The following is a 16,831-nucleotide window of genomic DNA, read 5'->3' on the forward strand; positions in this document are numbered from 1 at the left end:
GCCGGGCCGAACCGGTGCCCCGCTCCGGGTGCCGGAAATAGGACGCGGATCGCGGAATGTTCGTATGTCACACAGCACGACCTCGGACGCGGCCCAATCGGGCGTAAAGTGACGTTCTACCTGTATGTGGACGTTAACGGTCTGATCTCGGGGCTTGACCTCCTACTCCATGCATCGGTGTGATGTCACATATCACTCATGTGAGGAGAGTCTCATGCGCAAGCCGCACGTCGTCTCCCTGGCCGTGGCCGCAATGATGCTGGCGGGTTGCGGACAGGGCCTCCTTGGCGATGGAGGCGATGCCCAGCCGGAGGCCAAGGGCCCCATCCGCCTGGGCATGTTGGTCCCTCAGTCGGGCAGCGAAGCCGCGATCGGCCCCTACATGACCAACGCCGCCCAACTGGCCATCGACGAGATCAACGCCAAGGGCGGTGTCCTCGGCCGCCAGTTGGAGCTCAAGGCCGCCGACGACGCCTGTGACCCCCAGACGGCCGTCGCCGCCGCCAACAAGGTGGTCACCGAGGGTATCGAGGTGTCCGTCGGAGGTTACTGCTCCGGCGCCACGCTGCCCACGCTGCCGGTGTTCGGCAAGGCGAACGTACCCGTGATCATCCCTGCCGCGAACTCGCAGGAGCTGGTCGACCAGAAGCTCAAGAACGTCTTTCTGATCAACGGCACCGGCACCCAGCAGGCCGAGGCGGCCAGCAAGTGGATCGCCAAGCAGGGCGCCACCAAGGTCGCCCTCATGCACGACAACACCAGCTACTCCAAGGACATCGCGGTCCGCACCCAGCCGCTGCTGGGCGCCAAGGCGGTCATCACCGAAGCGGTCACCCCCAAGGAGAGCGACTACAGCGCCAACATCCACAACGTCCTCGAGAAGAAGCCCGACTTCGTCTACTGGACGGGCTACTTCCAGGAAGGCGGGTTGGTCATCAGGCAGCTCCGCCAGGCCGGGTACAAGGGCTCGATCATGGTCGCCGACGGCTCGGTCTCCCCCAAGCTGGGCGAGATCGCCGGCCCCGACGCCGAGGGCGTCTTCGCCACCATGACCCCGATCCCCGACACACTGCCCGAGGCCAAGGGCTGGATCGACGCCTACACCAAGAAGTTCGGCTCGGCCCCTGGCCCCTACTCCAACCAGGCTTACGACGCCGTGCGGCTGGCCGCCGAGGCGATCACCAAGGCGGGCGGCACGGACGGCGCCAAGGTCATCTCGGCCCTGGAAGGGATCAACGGGTTCAAGATGTTCTCCGGCCCGCTGAAGTTCACGCCCGAGCACACGCTTTCCACCGGAGGTTTCCAGATCCTGGTGTGGAAGGGCGGAAAGTTCGGCCTGCAGGACGCCCTGTCATGACGCAGCTCGTCTGGAACGGCCTGTTCGTCGGCTCGTTCTACGCTCTGGTGGCGCTGGGCTACAGCATGGTCTACGGCATCATCAAGCTGCTCAACTTCGCCCACGGCGACCTCTACATGCTCGGCGCGTTCAGCGGTTTCGCCGTCCTGTCCGCGCTGGGCGGGGTCTCCGCCGCGATGACGCTGCCCGTCCTGCTGGCGGTGCTGCTGCTGACCATGGTCAGCACCGGCCTGGCGGGAGTGGTCCTGGAGCGGGTGGCCTACCGCCCGCTCCGCGCGGCTCCCCGCCTGTCGCTGCTCATCACCGCGGTCGGCGCGTCGTTCGCCATCGAGTACGGCATGCGCGCCGTCGCCGGCCCCGACCCGAGGGTCTACCCGGTAAGGCTCAGCGGCACGTCGATCGAGGTGCTCGGCGCCAGGATCGCCGTGCAGCAGCTCGTGCTCATCGGCGTCGCCGTCGTGCTCATGATCGGCCTCAACCTGCTGGTCACGAAGACCCGCGAGGGCAGGGCCATGAGAGCGATCGCCCTCGATCCGCGCACCAGCTCGCTCATGGGCATCGACGTCAACGCCGTGATCTCCAGGACCTTCTTCCTGGGCTCCGCCCTGGCGGGCGCCGCCGGCGTGATGGCGGGCGCGTACTACGGGAAGATCGACTTCCTGATGGGCTTCCTCATCGGGCTGAAGGCCTTCACTGCGGCGGTCATCGGCGGCATCGGCAACATCCCGGGCACCATGCTCGGCGGCCTGGTGCTCGGCCTGCTGGAGTCCTTCGGCACCTACTGGCTGGGCGGTGAGTGGCGGGACGTCTTCGCCTTCGGGGTGCTGATCCTGTTCCTGACCGTGAGACCGACGGGTCTGCTCGGCGAACGTGTGACGGAGCGGGTGTGAACGAGACCGAAGCCTCCGAAGCCCCTCGCCGACTCGGTGCCAAGGCCCCCAGGACCTGGCTGTCGAAGCTGTTCGACAACCGCTGGGCCGGCCTGGCGGGACTGCTGATCGCGCTGCTCGTGCCGTTCGTGAACGCCAGCACCTACACGCTGAGCATCATGACCAGCGCGGCGATCTTCGCGATGCTGGCCTCCGGCCTGAACATCGTGGTCGGCTACACCGGCCTGCTCGACCTCGGCTACGCGGCCTTCTTCGCGGTCGGCGCCTACACCAGCGGTATCCTGTCGACCAGCTTCGACCTGCCGCTGCTGGCGACCGTACCCGCCGTCATCGTCGTCACGGTCATCGCGGGCATCGTCATCGGCGCGCCGACGCTGCGCCTGCGCAGCGACTACCTGGCCATCGTGACGCTGGGATTCGGCGAGATCATCCGGATCACCGCCAACAACCTGTCCGTGACGGGCGGCCCTTCCGGCATCTACGGCATCCCCAGCCTGATCGACAACGCGGCGGCCTTCTACTACATCACCGTGGCGATCGTCGCGATCGCGATCATCGGCGCCTCCCGGCTGGGCAGATCGCGCCTGGGCAGGGCGATGCGCTTCGTCCGGGAGGACGAGGACGCCGCCGAGGCCACCGGCGTGCACACCTACCGGGTCAAGCTGGCCGCCTACGTCGCGGGCGCGGTGTGGGGCGGGCTGGCGGGCGTGCTGTTCGCCGGCCAGTTGTCGGCCATCTCGCCCAACAGCTTCACCTTCCTGCAGTCGGCGCTCGTCCTGATGGCCGTGGTGCTCGGCGGCATGGGCTCGGTGCCCGGCGTCGTGCTCGGCGCGATCGTCATCAGCCTGCTGCCCGAGCTGCTGCGCGGCGCGGCCGACTACCGGTTCTTCATCTTCGGCGTGCTGCTGATCATCGTGATGCTCGTCAGGCCGCAGGGTCTGTGGCCCGCCCGCTCGAAGGAGGCCCTCAAGTGACGCTCCTCCAGGTGAGCGATCTGCGCCTGGCCTTCGGCGGCCTGCTGGCCATCGACGGCCTCAGCATCTCGGTGAACGAGGCGGAGATCGTCTCGGTCATCGGCCCGAACGGCGCGGGCAAGACCTCCGCCTTCAACTGCGTGACCGGCTTCTACCGGCCGGCAGCCGGCGCGATCACCTTCGACGGGCGCTCCCTGCTGGGCATGCGGCCCTCGGCCGTCGCCGCGGCCGGCATCAGCCGTACGTTCCAGAATCTGCGGTTGTTCGGCGAGCTGTCCGTGCTCGACAACGTCCGCGCCGGCAGCCACCTGTGGCTCAAGCAGAGCGTCTTCGACGCGCTGCTGCACACCCCGCGTTACCGCCGCACCGAGCGCGAGTGCACCGAGGCGGCCGGCCACTGGCTCGATTTCGTCGGCCTGCGCGGGGATCGCTACTCGGCCGCCCGCAACCTCCCCTACGGCGAGCAGCGCCGCGTCGAGATCGCCCGCGCGCTGGCCGGCAAGCCGCGCCTGCTGCTGCTCGACGAGCCCGCCGCGGGGCTCAACCACGCCGAGAAGGCCGAGATGCTCGACCTGATCAGGCGCATCCGTGACCTCGGCATCGCGATCGTGCTGATCGAGCACGACATGGGGCTGGTCATGCAGGTTTCCGAGCGCATCGTGGTGCTCAACTTCGGCAAGGAGATCGCCGACGGCCGCCCGGAAGAGGTACGCCGCGACCCCGCCGTGATCGAGGCCTACCTGGGGAGCGACACCCATGCTTGAGATCAGCGACCTCGACGTCCGCTACGACAGCGTGCACGCGGTGCGCGGCCTGTCGCTGACCGTCGGCGCGGGCGAGATCGTCGCCCTGCTCGGCAACAACGGCGCCGGCAAGACGACCACGCTGTCGGCGATCTCGGGCCTGGTACGACCCAGCGGCGGCCAGGTCCTCGTCGAGGGCGAGGACATCACCGGCCTTCCCGCGCACAAGATCACCAGTCGTGGGCTCGTCCACTGCCCCGAAGGCCGCAGGATCTTCAGCACGCTGACCGTGCACGAGAACCTGCTGCTCGGCGGCTACCTCGTACGTGACCAGGCGGAGCTCAAGAAGCGCACCGACCGCGTGTTCGACCTGCTGCCTCGCCTGGCCGAGCGCCGCGCCCAGCAGGGCGGCACGCTGTCGGGCGGCGAGCAGCAGCTGCTCGCCATCGGCCGCGCCTTGGTGACGGGTCCCCGCCTGCTGCTGCTCGACGAGCCGTCGATGGGCCTGGCGCCGTTGGTCGTCGCCCAGGTGATGGACCTGATCGCCGACATCAACGCCTCGGGCACCGCCGTGCTGCTGGTGGAGCAGAACGCCACCGCCGCCCTGAAGATCGCCCACCGGGGGTACGTGCTGGAGAGCGGCCAGGGCACACTGTCGGGCACGGCGGACTCGCTGCGCGCCGACCCCCGTGTGGTGGAGGCGTACCTGGGAGGCGCATGATCGGGGGCGACGGCCGGCGTCGCCCCCACTCGTGTGCGCGAACTTCGCCTTGGCGTGTCGCCGGGGGCCCGGGACTGGCATGAGCGTCGTAAGGAACGTCAACCCATCGACGTCACTGTGTCACGCAGCCGGCGCAGGTCCCGCATGCGGGCCTCGTACGTCGCCCCGACCACCACGAGCAGCAGCCCGCCCACGGCGATCGGCACCCAGCGCGGCACCGTGAGGAGCATCTCCGACACGTACGGGGCCAGTTCCCGCACCGCCACCCCGGCGACCACGACGGCTCCGATCGCCGTCGGCGCCTGGAGCCGGAACCGGATCCCGGCGAACAGCACCACCAGCGCCAGCACCCCGAGCGCCAGCGACCGTCGCCAGTCCGCGTCCGAGTAGGCCGCCACGAGGCTGGGCAGCATCGTGAAGGAAAGGCCCGCGCCATAGGCGGCCCAGGACGAGACCGGCGTGCCGCGCCGCCGCCACCAGCCCACTCCCAGCAGGACCAGCGAGCACGGCACCGTGTACGCCTCGACGACCGTGACCTCGTCCGCCCCCAGCCGCAACCAGGAGGCCAGCAACAGCAGGGCGGCGCCGGCGTACCTGAGGCCGTTCACGCCGCCCCGACGGATCGAACCCGCCCACAGCGGGTTCACGCCGCCGCGGCGGGCCGAATCCGCCCACAGCGACATGAGCAGCACCAGCACCCCGGCCACGGCGAATCCCACGCTCATCGCCACCAGGACGCGCAGGCCCAGCGCGAAGCCCGCGGCCACCGCCTCCAGCCCGAGGAACAGCGCCGCGGAGCCCAGTCCCCACACCCGGAGGTCCTTCTGCCTGGCCACCAGCGCCATGGCGGTGGCGGCCGCCGCCAGGATCGGCAGCATGGTCAGCGTCGCGGGCTCGCTGCCGAACGCGTACGCCGCCGCCCGTACCGAGGCCGGACCTGCGGCGATCGCGCATGCCGTCGCCCACCAGGGCGCCCGGCTCAGTGTGGCGGCCACCGCCAGCGCGACGGCCGGCACCGCCTGCACCGCCACGGCGACCGGGTAGGGCGCCGCGAAGGCTTGGGGCGCGACCGCGACCATGAGCACCCCGGCCACCAACGCACCGACCGCCGTCACCCTCATCGGCCGCCCGCCGGTGCCGCGCACGACCGCCGCCGCCAGGAGGGCGGCCGCCACCGTGCCCAGCACCACCACGTCCGCCGGCGACACCCTCTCGAACGGCTGCCAGGGCCGTCCGTTCCACGTGCCCGTCCAGAGCACGTCCAGCCAGACGAGCGGTGACACCAGGGTGGGCACGAGCCGGGGCAGCAGCGTCAGCGTGGTCACCAGCGCCACCACGCCGCCGGTGGCCATGCCCGCCGGCCCAACCCTCCGCCAGGGCAGCCGGGCGGCGGCGAGCGCCACCACGAGCGCGGGGATGAGGTAGGCCAGGGCACGCCAGTCCGTGCCCGGGCCGTCCAGCGCCGGCTGCACCAGCGCGGCCGGCACGGCGATCAGTGTGAGCGCGGTCCCGACGGCGACCCCGGCGGCCCAGCTCGCCCTCTCAGCCCTGCCCTGCCTGGCCAGCCGCCAGGTCACGAACCCGCCGAGCAGAGCCAGCGCGACCAGCGGGGCCGACCTGACCAGGGCCTGATCGACGGACGAAGACCCCAGCGCGTACGGCGCGCCGACCAGCAGGGCCAGGCTCGCGACCCCGCCACCTGCCAGGGCGGCCGTCACCCTCACCGCTCCCCGGCCGTAGCGGACCAGGGCGACGTCCAGCGTCGCCGTGGCCACCAGCGTGGCCACCAGCACCGACCAGTCGCCGGCCAGCAGCGGCAGGATCGGCTGCGCCAGCACCACGGCGACCGGCGCGGGCCCGCGAAGCCGGGTGATCCGGGCATAGACCGCCAGGATGGCCGCGGTGAGCCCGAGCACCCCCGCCGTATAGTCCAGCGCGTCAAGAGCATCGACCCCGGCGAATCCCACCAGCCTGGCCGCGTAGCCGTCGAGCAGCAACAGCACGACCGCGAACCCGGCCACGGTCTCGGCCGTCGCGGAGAGCCTCCGCCGGATCAGCACGACCGGCGCCAGCATGACCAGCGCGGTGAACACACCCAGCACCACCGCGCGCCCGCCGATGCCCAGGCGCCCCCAGCTCACCACGGTGAACACCACCGCCGCCACCGTCAGCAGCAGGCCACCAAGGATGAGCAGAACGTTCTTCGCGGCCCCCGAAGAGACCTCCCGCATCGGGCCCCCGGGCCCCGGAGCTCCGAGCCCGCCCGCCGCCCCATGCCCCACCGCACCATGCCCGGCCACACCCGCCGCACCATGCCCCGCCGCACCATGCCCCGCCGCACCATGCCCCGCCGCACCGGCACGCAGGATGCCGATCAGCTCCGTGCGGCGGGCCTGCAGCCGCGCCTGTTGCGCCCTCAGCCCGTCGAGAGCCTGGTCCACCTGCCAGAGCTCGTGCGCGACGGGCCCTCGCAGAGGCAGCGCACACCCTGGGCACCTGGACTCCGACTCCCGAGGCCCGGCTCCGGACAACATCGCCCCGCAGTCCGGACATCTCATACTTCCACCGACACTCCTTTTTAGTCCGTCAAGATGCCCCCTATACCACCGCGACGTCCTTGCGAACCACTATCAGCGGAAACCCAACACCGGCGGGGTGAAGGCGTACCCGAACGCCACCAGGCACATCGGCCGGCGCGTCAGCGCCCTGGGCGGCGTCACCAGCAGAGCAGGCGCTCCTTACGGGGCGTCCGCTTCTTTGTATGTGCCGACGGCACGTGTCCAGCCCGGGAACCGGGCAAAGTGAGCCTCGGGGAACCCGCTGGGTTCAGACGCGCACCACCGCGCTGCGGGCCCGCCCGCGGCTGCCACCGACGTCCAACTTGAGCGCCTTCCTGGCCTTGCGTACGCCGCGGTCGCCTTCCTTGACCGACTTCACCGCCCAGGGCAGCGTGATCTTCACCTCGTCGGCGGTCCTGGACGGGTCGGAGACCGCGAGCCGTACGTGCTCGCCATCGCGGCGGACCAGCAGCGCGCACGGGCCGTCGGCGGCGAGCCGCCCATGTGCCGTCTTGACGGTCCCCGCGCGCCAGAAGACGGCGGCGAGCAGGCCGTTGCGGGAGATGGCCTGCACCGCTGCCGAGTTGGCAAGGATCTCGATCTGCCGGCCGTAGGCCGCGGTCTGCGCGACGGAGGCGCCGGGCAACACGGCATAGGCGTAACGCGCCGCGCGCGGATCGACGCCGTGGTCGATGAGGATCGTCGTGTAGTGCCTGCTGACGCGGGTCCTGTCACCACCTGTGGTGGCGCCCTCGTCGATGTCCCGCCAGCGGCCGGTACGCTCCTCGCGGATCACCTTCGCGTCGGCGCCGTCGAGCAGCGCGTAGCCGGCCACCCCGGACAGGTGAACCCAGCCGTCGCCCCGGCTCAGCGGCGGATGCCAGCCATGGGTGTTGCGGTTCTCGATGATGGTCTCGATGCGGCGGCCATCTGAGGCGGCGATGCCGGTGCCGAGGGCGACCACCGCGTCGTCGAGCAGGAACCACGCCTTCTTGGCCCGCAGCGAGGAGCCGTCGGCGACCAGCTTCATGGCCGCCGCGCCGTACTCGCCGTCGAGCGCCACGCCGCCGGCCCACGGGGTGGGTGGCAGTCGGCGCTTGCCGTGGAGGTCGGCGCGTCTGCGGGTGTCCACCGTCGTGCCCGGCAGCCGGTACGGGTCGATCGTGGGCCACAGGTCGTCGTTCCAGTGGGTGAGGTCGCCGGTGTAGAGGTAGGTCATGCCGTCGCCGGTGTACCAGCCGTGCAGGTTCTCCCGGTTCATGGCCTCGGCCGCGCCGATGCGTTCGGAGCTCATCGCGATCGCGTAGGCCCAGGTGGGACGGCGGTGCACGATCCGGTCCATGTCGGCGAAGACGTACGTGCCCGTCGTACGCGGGCCGACCGGCACGGACGGGTCCGCCAGCAGGGCCTTGGCCTTGGCGATGCTCGCCAGCGGCGCGAGGGTGTCGTAGGGGATGGCCTGGTTACGGGTGAGCCAGCCCTTCACCAGCGGCCGCCAGCGCCGGGCATGGCGCTCGGGGGCCGCCTCCAGCAAGGTGAGGATGGCCTCGACCGCCTTCTGCCCCGAGTGGTAGTCGCGGTGGCCCTGACGTGAGATGGCCCGGCCGCGTACGCAGTCCATCATCAGCCCGTCGAAGACGAACGGCACGAAGGAGCGATCCACGATGTCGTAGACGTACGCGATGTCGGGAATTTCCCACGGTGACTGCGCGAGCATGGCGATCAGTTCGGCCACGCTCTCCAGATAGTCCACGCCGTAGCTGCCGGTGTAGGGGTACACGTCGTGCTGGATGAACGACCCGTCGCGGTAGAAACCGTCGCCTGGGCCCTTGGTCGGTCGCAGCAGATCGGAGACCGCGTTCTTGGCCCGCTTGACGAGGCGCGCGTCGTGGGTGAGCAATCCGCGCATCGCCACCGCCATGGCCTTGCTCGCCCGGTTGGCGCCGGTCTCGACCACGCCGGGGTGACTGACGCGGCGCTCCGGGTCGGGGCACCAGCGGCGCAACGGGCGCAGCCAGCGCTTGAGACGGTCCTTGGGCAGGCCGTCGTACAGCAGGGCGCAGGTGTCGGTCAGCGCGCGGGGCACGCCGATCTCCCACCAGAACCAGTTGCTGCCCCGCAGGTCGAGCCCCTCGTGGTAGGCGTGCTCGTACAGGAAGTCCAGCGCCCTGGCCGCGGTCTCGGCGACCCGCGCGTCCCGGTGCATGGCGGTGCCCGGCGTGGCCCAGCCCAGCGCCAGGGTGCGCATGCGGTTGTAGGCGCGGTTGAAGTTGCCCGTCCGCGGGTCATCCAGCGGCAGGTCGGGCCACAGGCTCGGGCGACCGTGGGCAGGCTGGAGCTTGCGCAGCACCGCGTTGGCCGAGCCCTCGATCGCCCGCGTCTGTCCGGCATAGGCGGCGTCGTACGACCCGCCGGCCAGCAGGCTCACCCACCGCTCACGCGCGGCGTCGAACGCGGCGCCGCCCACCGCCTCGGCCGGTCTGTCCCAGAGGGCGAGTCCGGCCACGGCCGCGGAGCCCAGCAGGGCGGACCGCCGGCTGAGGGGGTGGATCATGAGGGCCTTTCCGTCAACCGGGCAGTAGCAAACGAAACGATCATATGTCGATAGACGGGTGACCATTTCGACTCGGCGACATGGGAGCCGACGCACGAACGCCGGCCCCAGAACCGCGTCAACGCCAAAGCCGCCGCGTCCGTGACAGCACGAACTGAGCGACGCCGTCCGTCGGATGACCGGGCGCGCCGGTGAGGACGTGCCCAGTGCCGGTCACGTCGCCCGCCGTGAGGATGTCCTGCGGCCGCTACCAGAATCGTCGGCAGTGCTCCGGCCTTCAGACCGGAGATGAAGCCGACCAGCCCGCGTAGCGGGGCAAGAACAGCCGATTCGCCGCCAGGCGAACCGGCGTCCACCCGGCTCAGAGCGGCCGGTTCTGCTGCTCGATGTACTCCAGAGCCAGTACGAGGCCGCCGATCCCCGGGCCGACGACAGCGACGTCCATGCTCAACCGACTCCTTGGTGGTCTCGGGCGGCCGCCCGGCCGTCCGCCGCGCGGCACGACCATGACCAGGAAGAACGTGTCGTCGCAGGGATTTCAATCGCTCGCGATGCTATGACGATGTGGCACTCAGCGGAATATAACGGGCAGGGTATTCTTCATAATGAAACATCGCCCCGGCAGCGCTCGCCCGCTCACTGGGGTGTGAAGGTGGAGGTCACGCTCTGCGGCTCGGCGAGCTCCTGCTCCCGGAAGATGCCGAGGGCACGCAGCACGGGCGAGTCGCTCAGCACGAAGACGTCGGCGGTCTCCGCCGCGTGGTGCTCCACCGCCGACCACGAGGGGACGACGAACATGTCCCCCGGGCCCCAGTCGAACCGCTGACCGTCGATGACGCTGTACCCGGTGCCGTGGTGGACGACGAGGACCTGGTTACCGGACTGCCGCCGGGGCGGCGTGGCCCGGCCGCCGACGAGCCGCAGCATGCCGCAGGCGAGCGTCGGCAGGACACTGGCGCCCGATCGCGGGTTCACGTACTCCACCGACACCGAGGGGGCCTCGGGACTCGCTGCCGCGCGGCGCTCCAGCTCGGCCTCGGTGTCCGCCCAGCGGTAGACCAGCAGCGGCGACGGCGCCGGGTCGAGGGTCTCGGCCGCCCGGCCGCCCGCGTAGATGCCGGTGGTGCCGTACTGCGCCGCCGAGCGGTTGTGCGGCCCCTCGACCCGCTGGTTGTTGTCCGGGTGGGGCTCGAAGAACACGCCGTCGAGCGCCTCGATCATCGGCAGGTCGAGCCCGTCGAACCAGAGCATCGACGCGTCGGCGGTGTTGCTGTGGTCGTGCCAGGCCCATCCCGGGGTGAGGACGAGGTCGCCGGAGTACATGTCGCAGGCGTCGCCGTTCACTGTGGTGAACACACCCTCGCCTTCCAGGACGAAACGGATCGCGCCGGGCGTGTGCCGGTGCGCCGGGGCGGTCTCGCGCGGCCCCAGGCACTGCACGGCTCCCCACAGGGTGCCGGCCGCGTAGGGACGCCCGCCCAGGCCCGGGTTGCGCAGGCTGAGCACCCGGCGCTCGCCGCCCCGCTCGATCGGCACGAGCTCGATCGCGCGCTCGGCGAGCGGCCGGTAGGTGTTCGCGGACCACAGCCACGGGATGGACTTCGGCTTCGGGACCGGCGTGAGGAGCTGTTCGGTGATGGTCCACAGCGGGGTCAGGCCGACCGCGTCGACGTCGCGGTAGAACACCTCGAGCGCCTGCTCGATTTCAACGGTCATGGTGGTTTTCTCCTTTTCAGGTGAGCGAGCCGGCCGGCACGCTCGCGGCCGAGGCGGACCTGGCGCGCAGGGCGACGGCCACTAGCGGAACAATCATCGCCTTGGGCCCGTCAGGCCCTGCTCAAGATCTCCTCGGTCCTTCTCACACCGTCGAAGAGAGCCGGGAGCCACTGCTCGGCCGCGGCCCGGTCGAAGCGGCTGGCGGGCACCACGATGGCGATCGCCCCGAGCGGCGCGCCCGACGGGTCGCACACCGCCGCCGCCACGGCGCTGATGCCGCTCTCGCTCTCCTCCGAGTTGAGCGCGAAGCGGTCGCGACGTACGCCGACGAGCTCGGCCCGCAACTGCTCGCGGGTCGCCGGCGCCGACGGCGTGAGCGTGGGCAGCCCGTCGTCGGGGAAGCGCCGCTCCAGGTCCTCCTCCGGCAGGGCCGCGAGGATCGCCTTCCCGCCCGCCGTCGAGCTGGCCGGCAGCACAAGACCGGTACGGTCGCCGACCCGCACCGAACGGGTCCCCTCCAGGCAGTCGACGAAGCGGACGTCACGCCCTTCCAGGACAGACAGGCTGATCGTCTCCCCCGTCTGCTCCCTCAGCCGTTCGAGCGCCGGCCCGGCCGCGCTGCGGACGTCCATTCGCCGGTTGGCCGTCAGCCCGATTCTGGTGAGGACGGGACCGATCCGGTAGGCGGCATTGGCCTTGTCCTGGGCCGCGAACTGGTATTCCCTGAGCGTCGTCAGGAGCCGGTGCGCGGTGGAGCGCGCGATGCCCAGTTCGGTGGCGGCGTCGGCGACCCGGAGACTGGGGCGGTCGCTCAGCAGCAGGAGGATCCGTAGCGCGTTCTCGACCGAGCTGAGGCCGGCCGGGCCGGACTGGTCACTATTCGGCATAGAGGAATCCTATGGATTGTTTTTTCGACTTCGAGGAATTATAGCTATTGTGCCCACATGGTGACCGAGAAGCGAGGGCCCGTCATCGTCGTCGGGGCCGGGCCGGTGGGGATGACCGCCGCCGCAGCACTGGCGAACGCGGGAATCGAGACCGTCATCGTCGAGCGCTCCCCCGAGCCCCAGCCCGACTGGCGCGCCTCCACGTTCCACGCGGCGACCCTCGAACTCCTTGAGGAGATCGACATCACGCCCCCCATGCTGGCCGAGGGCCTGCGCGTGCCCCGCTACCAGTTCCGCGACCGGCGCACCGGCCTGATCGCCGAGTTCGACCTCACGCTTCTCGCCGACGAGACGCGCTTCCCCTACCGCCTCCAGCTCAACCAGCAGCGGCTGGTCAGCCTCCTCTGGGAACGCCTGCGCACCGACCCCCGCGTCACCCTGCGCTTCGGCACCGAGGCCCACGACGTACGGCAGACGCGGGACGGGGTCGAACTGACCGTCCGCACGCCGTCCGGCGTCGAGACGATCACCGGCGACCATCTCATCGGGGCCGACGGCGCGGGCAGCACCGTCCGCAAGAGCCTCGGCCTGACCTTCGAGGGCATCACGTACGAGGAGCGCTTCCTCATCGTCAGCACGCCATGGGACATGCAGGTCAAGCTGCCGGGGATCGCCGAGGTGAACTACATCTCCGACCCCGAGGAGTGGCTGTTCATCCTGCGCACCCCCGACGCGTGGCGGGTGCTCTGGCCGGTTCCCCCGGACGTCGACGACGCCACCGCGCTGTCGGACACGGAGATCCAGCGCCACCTCCAGGCCGTCGCGCACAGCGACGAGGAGTATCCCGTCATCGACACTCAGATCTACCGAATCCACCAGCGCGTCGCGGAGACCTTCCGCACCGGGCGGGTGGCGCTCATCGGCGACGCGGCGCACCTCAACAGCCCGGTCGGCGGCGTGGGCCTGAACAGCGGCATCCACGACGCCTTCGACCTGACCCGGCGGCTCATCCGGATCCGGCACGACGGCGCCGACCTCGACGCGGAACTCGACGCCTTCGCCGCCGTACGCCGGCAGATCGCCGTCGGGCACGTCCAGGCCGACACCCAGCGCAACACCGACCGCCTCCGCGAGAAGGACCCCGAGCTGCGCAGGCAGAGCGAGCTCGAACTGAAGCAGACCGCCGCGGACCCCGACCGCGCCCGCCAGTGGCTCCGGAGGGTGTCCCTGCTCGACAGCGTCAGGCGCTTCGGAGTCGGGCTGGCGCCCGCGGAGACGCACAGCCGCCTCGCCGCCGTACTCGCCGACGGGCACGCCTAACCTTCCCTCCCTCCCAACCTCCGACCGAAGGAACCCCATGAAGCTCGCCCTTTTCGACGACCACCGATTGGGAGCCGTCGTCGGTGAGGAGATCGCCGACGTCACACCGGCCGTACCCGGCCACGACCCGAACCCGCTCACCGCCGGATGGTGGCGCGGGCTGGCCGGGGGCCTCGACGACCTGCGCCCGGAGCTCGACAAGCTCGCCGCCGACCCCGCGCGGCGCAGGCCGCTCGCGTCCGTCGAGCTGCTGGCCCCCGCGCTCAACCCCTCCAAGATCGTCGCGTGCGCCAGCAACTACCGCGAGCACGTCGAGGAGATGCACGGCGTGCAGTCGCGCACGCTCGGGGCCGTCCACGACTGGATGATGCGGTTCGACGTCTTCCTCAAGGCGCCGTCCTCGCTCTCCGGCCCGAACGACGACATCGTGCTCCCGCGGGAGATCGTCGGCCGGGGCTTCGAGATCCACCACGAGTCCGAGCTCGTCATCGTGGTCGGCCGGGGCGGCAAGGACATCCCGGTCGAGGACGCGCTCGACGCGGTGCTGGGCTACACGATCGGCCTGGACATCACCGTACGCAGCGAGGGCGACCGCTCACGCCGCAAGAGCTACGACACCTTCAGCCCGCTCGGGCCGTGGATCACGACGCGCGACGAGGCCGCGGCGTGGGACGCGATGGAGATCGAGCTGGTCCGCAACGGCACCGAACGCCGCCAGCACGTGCACACCCGGGACCTCATCACGCCGGTCCCGGAGATCGTCTCGTACGCCTCGCGGATCATGACCCTGATGCCCGGCGACCTCATCTTCACCGGCGCCCCTCCCGGGGTGGGCCCGATCTCACGCGGCGACACGCTCTCGACCACCATCTCGTCGATCGGCTCGATGACCGTCGGCGTCCGCTGACCTCGCGCCCGCCGGCGGCCCCACCCGACCCCCTGCGGGCCGCCGCCGTGATCGGCAGCCTGGACCGGCGTGGCCGAGGCACGTCAACTGATGATCGCGTTGAGGAGGGCCACGGCGGAGCCGAACGCGGTGCAGGCCGCGATGATCAACTCCGGAGCGGAGAACCTCGCCCACAGGCCGAGCGCGCCCGCGGCCGCGCCGATCATGGCGGCGATCGTGAAGATCAGGGCCGAGCGAACGGACAGCAGGGCCTTCTCGCCTGGAGTGTTGTGCCAGGGGAGAGTCTCCGGAGCTGATTGACCCGATGGTGGGTTCATGCCGACCTCCTCGTCATGGATTGGTCCCCTGTGGTGTGCAGAGGGCGTCACTTGGAGTGATGAACCGAACTTACTGCGTCCAGCCCGAACCTCGATCGCGTGTTCCCGTCGCATCAGCGCTTGCCCTGCCTGACCTGCGGCTTGTCGGTTAGATAGGAATGCGCCAATGGTGGCGACCTGATGTGATTTGTCGTGCCACGCATGATGGCACTACATCTATCTTCCGTTACAGGTCAATCACGGAGCGCGACCGAGCCGCTGTGACGGGAGTCACAGGCAAAATATGGAAGACCGCGACACCTCGGCGTGGCGTGATACCCCAGCTCAGACGGGTGCTCGCCGGGGCGTCGAGGTCGTGGGCTTGATCCGCTTCGACGGACGGCATGGCCTGGCGCACTGTGCCGAAATAAGCCTGGATAAGCCGTTCACCCGTATCGACGGCATCAGGGGACAATGAGGTCTCGTGTTCCACCCCCTGAAACGTCTGCTCCGGCATCTCGTGCCCGACCTCGGCCCGCTCCGCGACTCGCGCGACTACCGGCTGCTGATGGCCTCAGGGGTCGTCACGATGTTCGGCACCTTCCTCACTGTGGTGGCGGTGCCGTACCAGATGAAGGAGCTGACCGGCTCGTACGTCGCGGTCGGCCTGGTGAGTTTGGCCGAGTTCGTACCGATGGTGGTCTGCGGCCTGTGGGGCGGGGCGATCGCCGACGCGCTCGACCGGCGCCGCGTCATCCTGCTGAGCGAGCTGGGGCTGCTGCTGACCTCGGCGATGCTCATGGTCAACTCGATGCTGCCCCATCCGCAGGTCTGGGTGCTGTACGTCGTCGGCGCGCTCTCGTCGGGCGTCGCCAGCCTGCAACAGCCCAGCATGGAGGCGCTCATCCCGCAGGTCGTGCGCCACGACCAGCTCGGCGCGGCGGCCGTACTGACGAGCCTGCGCTGGAATTTCGGTGCGATCGTCGCCCCGGCGACGGGCGGGCTGCTGGTGACGGCCTTCGGCACGGCCGTGGCCTACGGCCTCGACTCCCTGACGTTCGTGGTTTCGCTGCTGCTGCTCTGGCGGATCCGCGCGCGGCCGCCCGCCGAGGACGCCGCGCCCGCGTCGCTGAAGTCGCTGGTCCAGGGCGTGCGCTATGCCGCCGGTCGCGGCGATCTGATCGGCACGTACCTCGTCGACATCGCGGCCATGGTCTTCGCCATGTCGACGGCGCTGTTCCCGTTCCTGGCCGACCAGTTGGGCGCGCCGCAGGCGCTCGGGCTGCTCTACTCCGCGGGCGCGGTGGGCTCCCTGGTCGTCTCGATCACCGGCGGCTGGATGTCCAAGGTGCACCGCCACGGCCTGGGCGTGATCCTGGGTGCGACGTTGTGGGGCGTCGCGACCGCGCTGGCGGCCGTCGTACCGAACGTCTGGGCGGTCTTCGCCTGCCTGGCACTGGCCGGCGCGGCCGACATGGTCAACGGCATCTTCCGCGACATCATCTGGAACCAGACCATCCCCAACGAGCTGCGCGGCAGGCTGGCCGGCATCGAGCTGCTCTCCTACTCCAGCGGCCCGATGCTGGGCAACGCCAGGGCCGGGCTGATGGCCCAGTGGGGCGGCGCCAGGTTCTCGCTGGGGGTGGGCGGCCTGATGTGCGTCGGCGCCGTGGCGCTGCTGAGCGTGGCGCTGCCCGGCTTCCGCCGCTACGACGCGCGTACCGACGAGCACGCCCGCGCCGAACGCGCCCGCCGCGCCGCGGCCGCGACAACCTAGGAGCTCCTGACGGCCCCGCCCTTCCTCACCGACGCTGTTGGCGAAGTAGATCGCACGGGAAGGGCCCCGTGATCGCTAACGTGGTCACGGGGCCTTTCCCGTGCTAGGAGCTGTATGCCGAGCCGGCTTTA

Annotated in this window: 13 protein-coding genes; 8 read left to right on the plus strand and 5 right to left on the minus strand. The window is 70.5% G+C overall.

Annotated elements, in window-relative coordinates; genetic code table 11:
* The first annotated feature begins 214 nt into the window (after positions 1 to 214).
* From ABGB18_RS28920 to ABGB18_RS28940, 5 genes are read left to right on the plus strand one after another with little or no spacing between them, the layout of a single operon-like run.
* On the plus strand, positions 215 to 1,357 hold the full coding sequence (locus tag ABGB18_RS28920; RefSeq protein ID WP_347698775.1) for a branched-chain amino acid ABC transporter substrate-binding protein: 1,143 nt from the start codon (positions 215 to 217) through the stop codon (positions 1,355 to 1,357).
* Entirely contained in the window at positions 1,354 to 2,247 is an 894-nt protein-coding gene (locus tag ABGB18_RS28925; RefSeq protein WP_347698776.1) for a branched-chain amino acid ABC transporter permease, read from the plus strand. Before ABGB18_RS28920 ends, ABGB18_RS28925 begins: the two co-directional genes overlap by 4 nt.
* Positions 2,244 to 3,221 (plus strand): branched-chain amino acid ABC transporter permease, encoded by a 978-nt coding sequence (locus tag ABGB18_RS28930; protein ID WP_347698777.1) that lies wholly within the window; start codon positions 2,244 to 2,246, stop codon positions 3,219 to 3,221. Before ABGB18_RS28925 ends, ABGB18_RS28930 begins: the two co-directional genes overlap by 4 nt.
* Positions 3,218 to 3,985: an ABC transporter ATP-binding protein gene (locus ABGB18_RS28935; RefSeq protein WP_347698778.1), complete on the plus strand. Its 768-nt coding sequence runs from the start codon at positions 3,218 to 3,220 to the stop codon at positions 3,983 to 3,985. The genes ABGB18_RS28930 and ABGB18_RS28935 overlap by 4 nt, the downstream gene beginning before the upstream one ends.
* Entirely contained in the window at positions 3,978 to 4,685 is a 708-nt protein-coding gene (locus ABGB18_RS28940; protein ID WP_347698779.1) for an ABC transporter ATP-binding protein, read from the plus strand. The genes ABGB18_RS28935 and ABGB18_RS28940 overlap by 8 nt, the downstream gene beginning before the upstream one ends.
* A gap of 98 nt (positions 4,686 to 4,783) precedes the next feature.
* Here ABGB18_RS28940 and ABGB18_RS28945 read toward each other — a convergent pair whose 3' ends face one another.
* From ABGB18_RS28945 to ABGB18_RS28960, 4 genes are all read right to left on the minus strand, one after another.
* The gene (locus tag ABGB18_RS28945; RefSeq protein ID WP_347698780.1) at positions 4,784 to 7,126 is read right to left on the minus strand and encodes a hypothetical protein; all 2,343 of its coding nucleotides are present in this window, start codon (positions 7,124 to 7,126) and stop codon (positions 4,784 to 4,786) included.
* A 385-nt stretch (positions 7,127 to 7,511) separates the two neighbouring features.
* On the minus strand, positions 7,512 to 9,797 hold the full coding sequence (locus ABGB18_RS28950) for a polysaccharide lyase 8 family protein (RefSeq protein WP_347698781.1): 2,286 nt from the start codon (positions 9,795 to 9,797) through the stop codon (positions 7,512 to 7,514).
* Between the two features lie 636 nt (positions 9,798 to 10,433).
* Positions 10,434 to 11,513 carry a cupin domain-containing protein gene (locus ABGB18_RS28955; RefSeq protein WP_347698782.1) on the minus strand — a complete coding sequence of 360 codons (1,080 nt, stop codon included), beginning with the start codon at positions 11,511 to 11,513 and terminating at the stop codon, positions 10,434 to 10,436.
* A gap of 110 nt (positions 11,514 to 11,623) precedes the next feature.
* Positions 11,624 to 12,400, minus strand: a complete 777-nt coding sequence (locus ABGB18_RS28960) for an IclR family transcriptional regulator (RefSeq protein ID WP_347698783.1) — start codon at positions 12,398 to 12,400, stop codon at positions 11,624 to 11,626.
* Between the two features lie 57 nt (positions 12,401 to 12,457).
* Between ABGB18_RS28960 and ABGB18_RS28965 the strand changes: the two genes are divergently transcribed.
* Together ABGB18_RS28965 and ABGB18_RS28970 are read left to right on the plus strand one after the other, a co-directional pair.
* Positions 12,458 to 13,720: an NAD(P)/FAD-dependent oxidoreductase gene (locus ABGB18_RS28965; RefSeq protein ID WP_347698784.1), complete on the plus strand. Its 1,263-nt coding sequence runs from the start codon at positions 12,458 to 12,460 to the stop codon at positions 13,718 to 13,720.
* 37 nt (positions 13,721 to 13,757) lie between these two features.
* On the plus strand, positions 13,758 to 14,627 hold the full coding sequence (locus tag ABGB18_RS28970) for a fumarylacetoacetate hydrolase family protein (protein ID WP_347698785.1): 870 nt from the start codon (positions 13,758 to 13,760) through the stop codon (positions 14,625 to 14,627).
* An 83-nt stretch (positions 14,628 to 14,710) separates the two neighbouring features.
* Here ABGB18_RS28970 and ABGB18_RS28975 read toward each other — a convergent pair whose 3' ends face one another.
* Positions 14,711 to 14,944, minus strand: coding sequence for a hypothetical protein (locus ABGB18_RS28975; protein ID WP_347698786.1), 234 nt, complete (start codon positions 14,942 to 14,944; stop codon positions 14,711 to 14,713).
* A 463-nt stretch (positions 14,945 to 15,407) separates the two neighbouring features.
* Here ABGB18_RS28975 and ABGB18_RS28980 point away from each other — a divergent pair, with 463 nt between their 5' ends.
* On the plus strand, positions 15,408 to 16,700 hold the full coding sequence (locus ABGB18_RS28980) for an MFS transporter (RefSeq protein WP_347698787.1): 1,293 nt from the start codon (positions 15,408 to 15,410) through the stop codon (positions 16,698 to 16,700).
* Positions 16,701 to 16,831 lie beyond the last annotated feature (131 nt).

The organism is Nonomuraea sp. B12E4, from assembly GCF_039871825.1.
GTDB lineage: Bacteria > Actinomycetota > Actinomycetes > Streptosporangiales > Streptosporangiaceae > Nonomuraea.

Bases quoted from the DNA above. Each gene is read 5' to 3' on its own strand.
- ABGB18_RS28920 (WP_347698775.1), top strand. From the start codon at position 215: ATGCGCAAGCCGCACGTCGTCTCCCTGGCCGTGGCCGCAATGATGCTG.
- ABGB18_RS28925 (WP_347698776.1), top strand. From the start codon at position 1,354: ATGACGCAGCTCGTCTGGAACGGCCTGTTCGTCGGCTCGTTCTACGCT.
- ABGB18_RS28940 (WP_347698779.1), top strand. From the start codon at position 3,978: ATGCTTGAGATCAGCGACCTCGACGTCCGCTACGACAGCGTGCACGCG.
- ABGB18_RS28950 (WP_347698781.1), bottom strand. From the start codon at position 9,797: ATGATCCACCCCCTCAGCCGGCGGTCCGCCCTGCTGGGCTCCGCGGCC.
- ABGB18_RS28955 (WP_347698782.1), bottom strand. From the start codon at position 11,513: ATGACCGTTGAAATCGAGCAGGCGCTCGAGGTGTTCTACCGCGACGTC.
- ABGB18_RS28960 (WP_347698783.1), bottom strand. From the start codon at position 12,400: ATGCCGAATAGTGACCAGTCCGGCCCGGCCGGCCTCAGCTCGGTCGAG.
- ABGB18_RS28965 (WP_347698784.1), top strand. From the start codon at position 12,458: ATGGTGACCGAGAAGCGAGGGCCCGTCATCGTCGTCGGGGCCGGGCCG.
- ABGB18_RS28970 (WP_347698785.1), top strand. From the start codon at position 13,758: ATGAAGCTCGCCCTTTTCGACGACCACCGATTGGGAGCCGTCGTCGGT.
- ABGB18_RS28975 (WP_347698786.1), bottom strand. From the start codon at position 14,944: ATGAACCCACCATCGGGTCAATCAGCTCCGGAGACTCTCCCCTGGCAC.